This is a genomic window from Tolypothrix bouteillei VB521301 (assembly GCF_000760695.4).
Taxonomy (GTDB): Bacteria; Cyanobacteriota; Cyanobacteriia; order Cyanobacteriales; family Nostocaceae; genus Scytonema; species Scytonema bouteillei_A.
In genome coordinates, this window is the sequence record NZ_JHEG04000002.1 from 351,996 (window position 1) to 364,671 (window position 12,676).

Consider the following 12,676-nt stretch of genomic DNA (forward strand, 5'->3'; position numbering starts at 1 on the left):
CGTTTTTGAAACAGTAGTGTTCTGGCGATGATTGCCGTACTCATACAACCTGCTGCAAACCCCATCTAAAAATGACTTTCGCACCTCACTAACTTCTTTTTACTCAAGTATTTGTTGTCGAATATTTTTAGAACTTATTCTCCTTACATTTTCACCATTGTAGACTTTTCCTTTGCTTATCCACTGCCCCTGAAAGGTTCTCTGTCGCAATTCCTTCCACAAATTTTTCCCTCGCCACTCGAGTGATCTTTAACAAGCATGGCTATCCACATCCGCCATCAGACCACCACTTCCATCTCCCCTACTCTACATCATTTGATTTTTGTCAACCCCTAGAGTCCGTATTTCTCCTCAAACCCTTTCTTCATCCGAGTTTTGCGATTGTTAAGAAAGATGCGGGTAATGGATAGGTGTTTTTAACCAGGGGATGAAGCGCGACGCAACAGGTTTTAACCTGTTGTCTTCATTTCCCACGCTGATTTTCAATGTACTTTTTAACTACCTCTGTACTAACTTGACCCGTTGACGCTACAAAGTAGGTCGGTGTCCACAAAGCAGGTAGTTTTTTCAGTTCTGGAAATTCCTTTCTTAGGTGATGAGATGCACGACCTTTGACCCATTTCGCAATTTGTGAAGGGGCTTCATCTGTAGGCGCATTGATAAACATATGCACGTGGTCGGGTTGAATTTCTAATGCAATAAGTCTCCAGTTATGTTCTTGTACTAGTTCAAAAATAATTTCTTGGAGTCTTCTTGCCACATCAGTGACTAGTACGGGTCTTCTTCGTTTTGGTACAAACACGAAATGATAGTTAATAGACGACACAGAATTCTCCGTTCTGCGGTAGTCGTGGTCTTCTTGCAAACTTTGCTTATGCCGGGGAACCCGTCCACCGCAAGTTTGCGCTTCTTTTGAAAGTTTTGCCATTTTCCTGATTTTAGTTGCCAGACTATGTAGTATCTAATATAATAAACAACAAGAGGTGATGACGAATTGTACAAAACTTTACCAGTTAAAGCAAGGTTTACAGATATTGAAGAAGCTTTTTGGCTCGACCAATGCCAGCACGCTAACAGTTTGATTAATTGCGCTCTTTATCATGTTCGTCAAACTCATTATGCAAGGCTAGAAGAATCGGGTAACGCTTTTACAACTTATTGGCGTGGTGATGATTTACGTCATGGCTGGAAAACGTACAAATGCTTTACCACTTATCCCGAACTGGATAAAATTTTTAAAGACAATCCACATTACAAAGCCCTTGCCGCACAAGCCGCACAGCAAACATTGAAATCTGTGGGTGAGTCAATTACTAGTTACAACGGATTGGTAAACGCTTATTACAGAGGCGAGGTAGACAGACCTTCGTTACCACAATACAGAAAAAGCGGTGGACTTGCAGCAGTCACATTCCCAAGACAAGCACTGACCTATAAAGATGGCTGTTTTTATCCGTCAATTAGCAGAGAAACCAAACCACATTTGTTAACGGAAATTGCTTTACCATTACCAGAATTCATTGATTCAGATTGGGTTAAGGAAGTGACAGTGCGTCCTTGTTACGGTCAGTTGTGGATTGATTGGGTGATTGATGACGGTAAGCAGATTGTCGAAATTAATCCCAACCTTGATTACACTCAAGCATGGAGTTTTGACCACGGTGGTAATAATTGGCTAACAGGTGTTTCAACATTGGGACAAAGCTTAATCATTGATGGTAGAAAGCTACGTTCAATGAATCAAGGTTATTGTCGTTTGGTTGCCAAATGTAAACAAGGCAAATCAGAATTTTACTGGGATGCTAACCTCGACAGAATTCAACGCAAACGTAATAATCAGATGCGAGATGCCATCAACAAAGCAGCAAGGTTCATTATTAATCGATGCCTTGCTGATGCTGTTGGAAATCTCATTATTGGTTGGAATGAGGGTCAAAAAATCGGTTCTGACATGGGTAAACGCAACAATCAGAACTTTGTCCCAATTCCAACAGGTAGATTGATTGAACGGCTTAAACAACTAGTACCAGAATACGGAATTGTTTTGACAATTACTGAAGAAGCGTATACTTCAAAAGCGTCATTTCTTGATGGTGACTCACTACCGAAATACGGTGAAAAACCCGAAGGATGGAAGGCATCAGGTGAGAGAATTGAGCGCGGTACTTACAAGACCAAAAAAGGTTTTTTAATTAATAGTGACTGCAACGGTGCAGCCAACATCATGAGAAAAGTAGCCACACAGCTAGGACTTGTTCTAGTTAAGGTGGGTAGAGCAGCCTTGAGTCTGCCGCATCGGTATGATTTGTTCTGCGATCTAAAAAATTCATTTCGTAATACGTTACGGAGTGCAGCTTTAGGAGGCACTGCGTTGGGCGGCTCCGCCGACTTGAAGCAAGTGCCGTCTCACGGAGTAACATCCATGTAGAATCCCTCGTGTTTTAAACCGAGGGAGAACTCAACAGAGTACGCTCAACCAAAGTTTCCCCAACAAAAAGTTATCTTTCATCTCCTAAAAAGCACATTTTATCAAGAAAGGCAGAGGGCAGCTTTGCTGGAGGCAGAAGGGAATACTGGCTCCGCCCTCAGAGAGTGAGCGAATGTTCAAGGGTCTAAAACCCCACCGTCACTTGCGGTGCGCCCCATTGGTTGGGGTTTGAATCCACGGGCGTAAGTGTACATAGCTGCCCTCTGCCCGATAGCATTGCTGCCTTCTTCAAAACCCTGATACAGCAAGGCTTTCAGAAAATGAAAAAAATGTGTGTCTTAGGAGCGCCCCACTGGCGGCGTTTGCCACCCCCTATAAATGAAACAAACACGAGCAATTTTTGACTAAGCCTTATTTTACAGGCTTTTTGGCTCGTGTTTCTTGAAAGTTATCAGAAAAACGACTGAAAACCCTTGCAGATGTAGCTCTGAGGATGGCGGCGATCGCCATTTGAAAAATCGTGTTTTCTATCTTATTTTTGGCAGATTCTTCAGGACTATTGCTTATTGACAACTTACTTATGACCTTAACTTATCATTTATGATAAGTACCTGGGCAAAATTAATTTCATACTTACATCGCCTGAAATGCTTATCAAACGCTCATTTTAGGTTTTAAAAATGTGTAATTAATTTTGCATGACTACTTAATTGCTTTGTTAATAAACACTTATTGTGCGATTTTTAGCTAAACTCATTTTTCTTTTATTTAAGTCTCATTAAGAAAAATGATTCAGAACTATTTTTTGTGGTATTTTTCCAGATGTGCTGATTATAGTATAGAGATAAAATAAGTGAAAATTTTAAATGAAAAGCAAGGAATAAAATTCCGAATTATTCAACCCAGTGATTTTGAACAAACTGTTGATTTATGTTCTCAAATATTTACAAAATATGAACCCATGACTAGAACTGTGAAAATTAACCATAAAGAGTTTAAAACTTTAGCTGAACCTTATTGCCAAAAAGCTATTGAAGATGAAATTTCTATTGTTGCCACAGATTGTAATGAAAAAGTTGTTGGTTTTACTATATCAAAAGATTTGATGACAGAACCTGCCAATCTTAATGAAATTAACGATAAATTTGAACCAATAACAGCTTTTTTACATGAATTAAATTTCAATTATAAATTGAAAAACTCTTTGCAATTGGGTCAGGTATTGCATATTTTTTTACTAGGAGTTAAAGAAGAATATAAAAATCAGAAAATTGCCAGTACTTTAGTTGAAAACAATTTAAGAATTGCCAAGTTAAAAAATTTTTCTTTAGCAATTACTGAAGCTAGTGGACTCATATCTCAGCATATATTTCGGAAATTAGGTTTTAGAGAAGAGGTCAATTTATTTTACGATTCCTACACGTTTAAAGGAGAGAAAATATTTTCATCTATAAGTGATTCTGCAAGTTGTATATTGATGTCACATTCAATTTTATGAAATTTTTCATTCCTACAAAAGAATTTAGGAGTCTTGACCCCTTGGGCATAGTTTCTGTGTCGGCGACAGCAAATTGACAAGCTTCTTTACGAAGAAATTCGAGAACAACGCTCTAAGGATTCACCCATCTGGCATACAGACTTTTCCAAGCATTTCCAAGCCCCAGGCAATGCTGATTCGATAACGGTAGATCCTTATAAATTCGGGTACATTCCTCACCCAACAGGAGCATTATGCTATCGCTATTCAGCCATACGTGATTTGCTGACCTTCGCTGCTCCTTGTATGTACCACGGCGAAGCAGAACCCACAGTTGGCATTTATGGCTTGGAGGGGTCAGGTCATTTTAGAAGGCTGATGCGACAAACCTCTACGAAATAGAACTGTTTAACCTGTGCGATAGCGTTCCCCTTACCGAGCGACATAAAAACTTTAGACCAAAAGTGCCATTGTGCTGCTTGTCTGGTGTTCTTGCTATTTAAGGAAGTAAGCTTTGTTCCTGAATCATGCGCTCAAGCCAATTAGCAATAAAGCGAAGAGATAAGCCTAAATTGCCAACATGAACATGGTTTTGTGCCTGTTCAGCGCTGGTGAAAACTCTCGTAGTGAGCGATCGCACATTTCTTAAGGCTTCTGCTTGTCGATACAACTGATGGAGTGGGACATAATGATCCTCACTGCCTGCTAGCAATAACACATCTGCCCTAATGCGATTCGATACCTCAATTGTATTGTAGGCTTGGGTAGCTTGAAGAAACTCGTAGGGAGTGGTTGTACCCATTACGTGCATTCCCTGTCGGATTCCCCAATCTAGAATGGGACTTTGAGGCATAAGTTTGTTCAACAACGTATTAAGCTCCTCGGCAGCCTGCTCAGTTAAATACTGTTTAACTTGCGCTGTTAATGTTACAGGAAGCGATCTTAAAAGGACTTCAAGGGAATCACAAAAAATGTCATCTGCAACGACATAGCGAATTCTTGGCTCAAAAGCTGCGGCTCGAATCACCAGTCCCCCACCAAGAGAAATGCCCATAAGAATAATGTCGTTGAGTCCAAAATAATCCAACACTATTTTAACTGGCTCTTCCCAGTTTGGAACCATTGCTAGACCTGCATCTTCTAAAGCACCCCCTTGCCCCGGACCTTCAAATATAACAACTTCGTATCCGGCTTCAACAAAGAAAAAAGCGATTGGAAAAAACTCTTCAATATAGCTGTCATACCCTCCAAAGAGAACAAGGGTGGCTTTGGATTGTTCCACAGTGAAGCGATAAGCTGGGAGAAAGCCTGTTTGGTAAGGAATTTGGTAGTGCTCGTTCTCAGTGATGCCATAGCACTGTCGCATCATTTGAATAAAGCGATGGCGCATGGGACGCTTCTGGGGATCGTCTGCCCAAACAAAGAATTCAGCTGTGCGTAGGTAGTAGGCAGCCGGTAAGGGGCGATCCCGGTCAATGGCTTGCTCGCTAAGAGCCAAAAATTCGCGTCGCAAGTCTGCATAGGTTTTGATCTTTGGTGCAACAGTTTGCATATCTTCTAAAACAGATGCTTCTCCAAGCCATTGAACCCAACGATTAAATTGAAAGTTGAGGCTGATATCGGGATGCAGATCGTAGTAGCCAACATGAGCGATCGCCTTTTGAACGAGTTGTTGACGTGAGAGAGGTTGATCTGTCATATTGACCTTCTTTGCTGGTTTAAAGACTATGCTTCAACCTTATAAAATGGCATAATAGCTTGTCATTGACGTGGGTTAAGATGCACTGAGTTTGGTTTGCGATCGCGACGAGATACGCCGTTTCAAGCGACTTAAAGACTCTGGCTCAAGTCTCAAGTAGGAAGCCAGATAGTATTGTGGAATTCGCTGCAATAACTCTGGCTTAGTCTGAAGCAATTTAAGGTACCGTTCCTCCGGTTTGTCCATGTAAAGGGACAGCAATGAATCACGGAATCTGAAAAAGAGTATTTCTACCACCAACCTTTGAAGTCGTTGCCCGTTTTGCGATTCCTCAAACAGCAGATTGAGGCAAGCGTCGTTCAGAATCAGGAGCTTTGAGGTTTCAACCGCTTGAAAATAAAATTGTGTCGGCTGTTTGCGGAAGTAACTTTCGTAGTCGCAGATCGGCTGATCCTCTACAAAAAAGTCAAAGGTGATTTCCTTGTCATCCTTAAGAATAAAGATGCGGAAACAGCCCTTGATGATGAAACCAATGAATTGGCAAATCTCTCCTGCCGCGAATAAATAATCTCCTTTGTTGAGATCCCGTGTCTTAAGATAGCGATCGACCTTAGCAAGTTCAATCTCATGCTCGGGCAGAAGCTTAGAAATAAAGTCATAAAATTGTTGTTGCATCATCCGCTTTTTAGTTATATTTTGAATCCCAAAGTTTAGTATCCAAACACTTTGCCTCCGCGCTATTAATTTGCGTAACAGCCCGTTTGTAATTCCATTTTGACAGATATGCTCTATTTTGCTTGACCTAACTTTTTTGTATTGTACCCTTGTGAACCTGAAAAGCGAGAAACACAACTAAGCAAAGAAATTCTTGCAGACGTGCTCCAAGAAATAGTAAATATCGTACAAACTCGTACTCGGCGAAGAGATAGTAAAATTCCCTTACCATAATTAAAGCAGAAAAGTAACTAGTACGTAAAGGCAGAAGTACGTAGGCAGAGGGCAGAAGGCGCAAACGCTTATTACTAAATTTTTTCTCTCAATCCTAATGGTATAGTTATTTCCGCCGTCCTGTACTAGTACATAAAGGCAGAAGTCCGCTCGTCAGAGGGCAGAAAGCGCAAAAGCTCTAACGGCAAGCTTTTTGTCTATTACTAATAGTTACCTTATTTACGCCATGCTGTACTGGATCTTTGAGTTTTTTTGGCATTGTCTCGACAACATTTTTCTGTTCCAAAAAATTGGTCTGTAAACTACTATTTTTTAGCGATTGCGCGGAGCGCAGACACCAGAGGCGTATCGCAAAACTTTTCGGTCTACTGAGTGTTGGATGAAGTGCGTTGTTGATATTAGTCAACAACGCACTTTACAACTGGACGGTTAAGATACGCCTGCTACAAAGAAATTTGATGTTTGCCTTGAATTGAAAACAGCCTATTAACGGCAGTCTTATCAATTAAGACTTGAATTTGTAGGCACCAATTAGCGCCCATTACCCTAATTGTGTTCTACACCTTATTGAACTTTGCACACTCGTCAATGTTTTTGCAGCCACTATCAATGACTGGTGAACCTAATGAGAGTAGGCAATTTTTGCCGTCCTAATTGATAAAGTCATATAGAACTCACAGTTTTGTTGTTGGTATTTACGAAGTTGTCAAGACCAGTGCCACCATCATATAGCCTCTCAAACTCATCAGTGAACGTGTTACCATCTAAGGTTAAATTGCTGACATCTTCAAGCGAACCGTTGCGATAGGAGCTATCGGCAAAGGTATTATTACGAATCAAAACGTCTTTAGTTTTATAACCGCCAGTGAAATCGGAACCATCAACTTCAAAGGCTTGGACGTTATTGGTAACAGTATTGTTGAGAATATCAACGTTACGGACATTACTGGTAACGCCAATACCTCGACCAGAATTCATTCCTTCTCGTCCATTGTCACTAACAATGTTGTTATAAACTCGGATGTCTCTGACTTCTCCAATACTAGGAACTTCATCTGCAACTACAATACCATCAGCAGTATTGCCGCTAACGACGTTGTCGTAGACATCAATATTGAACATATCAGCACGATTGCCTTCTATGTAAAGAGCAGGACCGCCTTGATAGCCTTGATATGTACCGGAAATTGAGGCTTGACCTGTAATAAAGTTGTTATGAACACTACCATTGCGAGAACCTGTTTTGATATCAATCCCTTCACGTGTTCCATCTTTCACAGTATTACCTGCTACCTCAAAGCCATCTACACCCCAGATGCTTAAGGACTCTTGAGTTCCTAAGGGGTCATAGATAGAGTTATCACCACCACCACCTTTCCATCTAGCATTGGCTTTTTCGACGGTGTTATTCAGCACTTTGATATCCTTACTAGTTACTTCTTGTTCTCCACCTTGGTAATAGCTGTCAGGCATAACGATGATTCCTGAGGAACCAGTGTTGTAAGTAGAGTTGTTTTGAACAACCATGTTGTTGGCATCACGTAAAGAAATCCCTGCCCAAGAGGTGTTCTCAACGTGGAAGCCATCGATTACCCAATAGCCTTGGCCTACTGACTGAATCACGCCCTCTCTAAAACCACCTTCCACGGGGTCAGGGTCGCGCAATGTTACATCGCCATTGGCTTTGAGTGTGATATGACCGAGCTGACTGTCGCCAGATTTTTCAAGGTTCACTAGTTCTGTATAAGTCCCAGGTTGAACCAAAACAGTATCGCCAGCTTTAACTGGAGAGTCTTCACTGACGGCATAGTTAAGGCTTTTCCAGGGTTTATCGACTGTGCCTGGATTATCATTACTTCCATCTGGTGAAACATAGTATTTTGTTCCATTGCCAGAATAGTTAGATAGAGCAACTGGAGAAGCTGAAGATACAGGCTTTGAGTTCTCCATGAGTGGGTCTTGTTCGCCAACAATTAGAGTATCTTTGCCTCCCACTAGAAGGTCTTGATTGTTGCCATTTTTGCTATCTAACTGATTTCCAGTACCACCAACGAGGCTGTTAATTTGTTGCCCATTGATTGAGTTGTTTTTGGTATCGCCAATAGAGTTGAGATCGCCAGAACCACCTTGGAGCCATGTATTGATGGTATCTTGCGTGCCATTATCAATCGTACTACCCGAATTCTTTGGACTTGAGTTGAAATCTAGAGGGCTGCGTGAATTGTTGTTTGTACCGGAATCTGCCAAGATATTAGCTTGACGCGCATCGAATTGTGTGTAGTCCATTGTTTTTGCCTCCATCAAGTTTTTTGTGAATGCTGCAACTGAAATTGACGAGAACAAAAGCAGAACCCTGAATAGTAAATATGAAACAACGCCATCGGAACCTTAGTAGAAATTCTCTCGTCCTAAATGTAGAGCGTGCTGAAGTGTGCCTTTAACGTAGGAAGCAAATCTTCCCGTACTAAAGGTTCTCACTCATCGGATCGCTTTGCGGTCAATATTAGGTAAATGCTTGATTAGTTCTGAGCTTAGCTATGCTTTCGTAATCTGCAGATGCAATTTCGCTTAAGCACCCTATAGGTTCTGAGGGTTTTTTCTTTACTTCACAAGTAATTGTATCAGCACTTTTGCAAATTGTATCCCCTTTGCAAACTTTTTTTGTTGCGATTGGCGGTCATGCCATAGCAAAAGGGCTGCAATAGCCAATTTTACTTCTATATGTGAAATTGCAGAAACCCTTATCCAAAAAGGATTTTAAGCCTCATTCTCAAGATTTGATCGAGAGTTACCTTGGTCGCAAATCTTTAACATTGTGCCAGTTGAATAACTGTCCATTGAGGTTTGAAAGCCAACGCCAAATCATTTGGAACAAGTTAAAAGAAAGTACGGTTGTAGCACAAGCAAGAGCTTACAGAATGCGATACAGCACCCATCCTATCAGTTCCGCTTATCGCCTCATGCGTTGGAATTGTCAGTACGGGTGGACAAATGATTCAATTTAGCCCGATGCAACAGACGCAAACTAATATAGTGCCTATTGCTTGTTATTAGGTGTTACACCTTCGTTATTGCTTGGCATATAAGACGGACGCAAGCTTATGTAGTGCCTATTGCTTGTTAATATAGAATTTCAAAGAGCCGAGGTTGACCATTAGGATAGTAAACACCCATGGATGAGTAACATATGTACTTTGACTAACTCTGTTACCCGGTTGAATCGAGTTGTAAAACTTTCGATTACCTCAGCAGTCAAACCAATACACTTTTACTAGCTGAGCATGCCGATCGCACAACGTAATTTCAGTAGCAATTAACACGAACAGTATTGCGGATTGGAACGATAAACCAAGAGAAGGATTGCCTTTCAAATGCGATTATAGGTAGCAATTAACACGAACACTATTACGGATTAAAACTGGCGATCGCACATCTGTTGATGGCTACATAGCTTTTAATGTAGCAATTATCACTATTTCCTATTAGAGATTGAAACAAAGTCCCTCAGTAAAGGGGGCGAAATAGTTTCATCTGTAGTAATTAATACAATATATTGCTAGGAATTGAAACTGGCGCTCGTACTAAATCCTTGACAAGAATCTCCACCTACGTAGCAATTAATATAAATACCTATTAGGAATTGAGACCTCTTGCTTATCGAATATACAGCTTTAAATCTGTAGCGATTAATACAAAATTTCTAACAGGGTTAAAATATTTTCATTTAACGCTAACCCATCAAAAATCTGCACGTGGCGAGTGCAAACCCAAGGTTTAAAAATACAGACAAACTATTAAATTTTCTTAATACTTACCTCCGAAACTTATGGCATCGCTGAAGTAGTTACAGGGAAACGTGATAGGAATTGCATTTAACTTACAAGAAAACTTACTTATCTCTGCTTCTGAAGAAAACACCGTTAAACTTTAGTACACAAATGGTAGTGCGCGCGCGAGATTCTACTCAAACTCAATATTGACATACAGGAAAAGTTAGATACAACGGTTGTAAAATTTATGCTTTTCGTTACAAAATATATATGTTCAATATAAGCTTTCTAACAACTCCTACATAAAATAAATTTAAAAAAATCCGAATCTTTGATATAATTTGAAAGCTGATAAAAGACCATGAGTAACAATTTCATAGTAAGAGTTAATGCCAAAAAATAGTTTATTTGGCTACAAAAACTATTTAAAAGAAAATAAAATCTTTAACAACTTTACAAAAGTAATTGTGAGCAAAATAAGAGCAGAAACGACGACTGATGATTCGTGCTCGGAGAGAATTAATGGTTGCGCTCGCAGAGAACGCCCAAAAAAGGCTAACTATACAAACTGTTGAAATAGCTCCTAATACAACTGCCATTCGCTGTCTCGACTGGGACCGCGATCGCTTTGACATTGAATTTGGATTGCAAAATGGTACGACTTACAACTCGTATCTAATTAAAGGTGACAGGATAGCATTAGTTGATACCGCTCACACTAAGTTTCGCGAACAGTATTTAAATACGCTCAAAAGCCTCGTTAACCCTAAGGCCATTGATTACATTATTGTCAGCCATACAGAACCAGACCACAGTGGCTTGGTAGAAGATGTGCTCCAATTAGCCCCAAGAGCGACTGTTCTAGCATCCAAAGTTGCCCTACAATTTTTGGATAACCTAGTACACGATCCATTTTCCAAGCGAATTGTGAAAAGTGGCGATCGCGTAGACTTGGGACAGGGACACGAAATTGAATTTGTGAGTGCTCCCAACTTACACTGGCCCGATACAATATTTAGCTACGATCGTAAAAACCAAATCCTCTTCACCTGCGACGCCTTTGGGATGCACTATTGCAGTGATGACACCTTTGACGTCAATTTAGAGGCAATTGAACCCGACTTTAGATTTTACTACGACTGTCTCATGGGTCCCAATTCCCGTTCCTTGCTCAACGCAATGAAAAAAATGGGAGAACTTGGCAAAATTAGAATCATTGCCAACGGACACGGACCGTTACTGTATCACAATCTTGAAGTTTTGAGAGAGTGCTACCAAAGCTGGAGCCAAAGACAAGTTAAGGCAGAAACCATCGCTGCTTTATTCTACGTCTCTGATTACGGACATAGCGAACGTCTTGCCCAGTCCATTGCTCACGGAGTCCAAAAAACTGGGGCTGGTGTTGAGATGATGGATCTGACCTCAGCCGAGATCCAAGAAATTCAAGAGTTAGCAGGAAGGGCAGCTGGTATCATTATTGGGATGCCTCCAAGCGGGAACCTTGCGGCTCAAGCTGCTATCAGTTCCCTACTCGCTGTCGCAAAAGAAAAGCAAGTCATTGGGCTGTTTGAATGCTATGGTCCCGATGAGGAACCCGTCGATCCACTGCTAAGAAGATTTGTCAATCTTGGCGTTAAAGAAGGATTTCCCGCAATTCGCGTCAAAGAAATTCCTACTGATGCCACATACCAACAATCTGAAGAAGCAGGGACAACTTTAGGACAACGGCTTGTTCGGGAACGCAACATCAAGCAAGTTAAATCCATTGACGCCAACTTAGAAAAAGCTCTAGGTCGGATTAGCAACGGGCTGTACATCATTACTGCTAAAAAAGATGATGTCCAAGAAGCAATGCTTGCTTCTTGGGTTGTACAAGCTAGCTTGCAACCCTTAGGATTTACGGTTTCTGTTGCCAAAGACCGTGCTATTGAATCCTTAATGGAAGTAGGCAATAAGTTTGTCCTTAACGTTTTGGAAGAGGGAAATTATCAAGAATTGAAGAAGCACTTCCTCAAGCGCTTGGTTCCCGGAGTCGATCGCTTTACTGGAGTCAAAACCCAAACAGCCAAAAACGGTTGTCCTATCTTAACAGACGCTCTCGCTTACATGGAATGCGAAGTTACAAGCAGCATGGAATGTAGCGACCACTGGATTATTTACTGCACCGTTTTAGATGGTCGAGTCTCCAAACCCGAAGGAATGACTGCAATTCGTCATCGTAAAGTAGGTAACTATTACTAAAACAGACAAGGAACAGGGGGAAGACAAGGAAGCAAGTTCCCCCTTGTCCCCTCATCCCCCTTGTTCCCCTTGTCCCCCTCGTCCCCTCATCCCCCTCATCTCTCCACGCAACT

General features: G+C 41.0%; 9 protein-coding genes. 4 read left to right on the forward strand and 5 right to left on the reverse strand.

Going from position 1 to position 12,676, the window contains the following annotated elements; genetic code table 11:
* Positions 1–463: 463 nt before the first annotated feature.
* On the reverse strand, positions 464–928 hold the full coding sequence (gene tnpA / locus HC643_RS40275; protein WP_237266110.1) for an IS200/IS605 family transposase: 465 nt from the start codon (positions 926–928) through the stop codon (positions 464–466).
* A gap of 66 nt (positions 929–994) precedes the next feature.
* Between tnpA and HC643_RS40280 the strand changes: the two genes are divergently transcribed.
* Complete coding sequence (locus tag HC643_RS40280) at positions 995–2,428, forward strand: RNA-guided endonuclease InsQ/TnpB family protein (protein ID WP_050046228.1); 1,434 nt, start codon at positions 995–997, stop codon at positions 2,426–2,428.
* Between the two features lie 411 nt (positions 2,429–2,839).
* On the opposite strand, the gene HC643_RS40285 is transcribed toward HC643_RS40280, so the two are convergent.
* Complete coding sequence (locus HC643_RS40285) at positions 2,840–3,001, reverse strand: hypothetical protein (protein WP_153021512.1); 162 nt, start codon at positions 2,999–3,001, stop codon at positions 2,840–2,842.
* Positions 3,002–3,281: 280 nt separating this feature from the next.
* On the opposite strand from HC643_RS40285, the gene HC643_RS40290 reads away from it, so the two are divergent.
* A complete protein-coding gene (locus HC643_RS40290) occupies positions 3,282–3,926 on the forward strand; it encodes a GNAT family N-acetyltransferase (RefSeq protein WP_038092301.1) in 645 nt (214 codons plus the stop codon).
* Positions 3,927–4,404: 478 nt separating this feature from the next.
* Here the strand turns inward: HC643_RS40290 and HC643_RS40295 are convergent, their stop codons facing one another.
* The 3 genes from HC643_RS40295 to HC643_RS40305 all read right to left on the reverse strand — a co-directional run bounded on the left by HC643_RS40295 (position 4,405) and on the right by HC643_RS40305 (position 8,838).
* Positions 4,405–5,604, reverse strand: a complete 1,200-nt coding sequence (locus HC643_RS40295) for an alpha/beta fold hydrolase (protein WP_050046229.1) — start codon at positions 5,602–5,604, stop codon at positions 4,405–4,407.
* Positions 5,605–5,679: 75 nt separating this feature from the next.
* Complete coding sequence (locus tag HC643_RS40300; protein ID WP_237266111.1) at positions 5,680–6,282, reverse strand: Crp/Fnr family transcriptional regulator; 603 nt, start codon at positions 6,280–6,282, stop codon at positions 5,680–5,682.
* A 933-nt stretch (positions 6,283–7,215) separates the two neighbouring features.
* Positions 7,216–8,838 carry a right-handed parallel beta-helix repeat-containing protein gene (locus HC643_RS40305; RefSeq protein WP_050046230.1) on the reverse strand — a complete coding sequence of 541 codons (1,623 nt, stop codon included), beginning with the start codon at positions 8,836–8,838 and terminating at the stop codon, positions 7,216–7,218.
* Between the two features lie 437 nt (positions 8,839–9,275).
* On the opposite strand from HC643_RS40305, the gene HC643_RS40310 reads away from it, so the two are divergent.
* Positions 9,276–9,557: a hypothetical protein gene (locus HC643_RS40310; protein ID WP_038092304.1), complete on the forward strand. Its 282-nt coding sequence runs from the start codon at positions 9,276–9,278 to the stop codon at positions 9,555–9,557.
* 1,287 nt (positions 9,558–10,844) lie between these two features.
* A complete protein-coding gene (locus HC643_RS40320; protein ID WP_038092307.1) occupies positions 10,845–12,563 on the forward strand; it encodes a diflavin flavoprotein in 1,719 nt (572 codons plus the stop codon).
* The last annotated feature ends 113 nt before the right edge of the window (positions 12,564–12,676 follow it).

What these genes read in the sequence shown, in the direction of transcription:
- HC643_RS40305 (WP_050046230.1), bottom strand. Translation starts at nt 8,838, where the DNA reads ATGGACTACACACAATTCGATGCGCGTCAAGCTAATATCTTGGCAGAT.
- tnpA (WP_237266110.1), bottom strand. Translation starts at nt 928, where the DNA reads ATGGCAAAACTTTCAAAAGAAGCGCAAACTTGCGGTGGACGGGTTCCC.
- HC643_RS40300 (WP_237266111.1), bottom strand. Translation starts at nt 6,282, where the DNA reads ATGATGCAACAACAATTTTATGACTTTATTTCTAAGCTTCTGCCCGAG.
- HC643_RS40295 (WP_050046229.1), bottom strand. Translation starts at nt 5,604, where the DNA reads ATGACAGATCAACCTCTCTCACGTCAACAACTCGTTCAAAAGGCGATC.
- HC643_RS40320 (WP_038092307.1), top strand. Translation starts at nt 10,845, where the DNA reads ATGGTTGCGCTCGCAGAGAACGCCCAAAAAAGGCTAACTATACAAACT.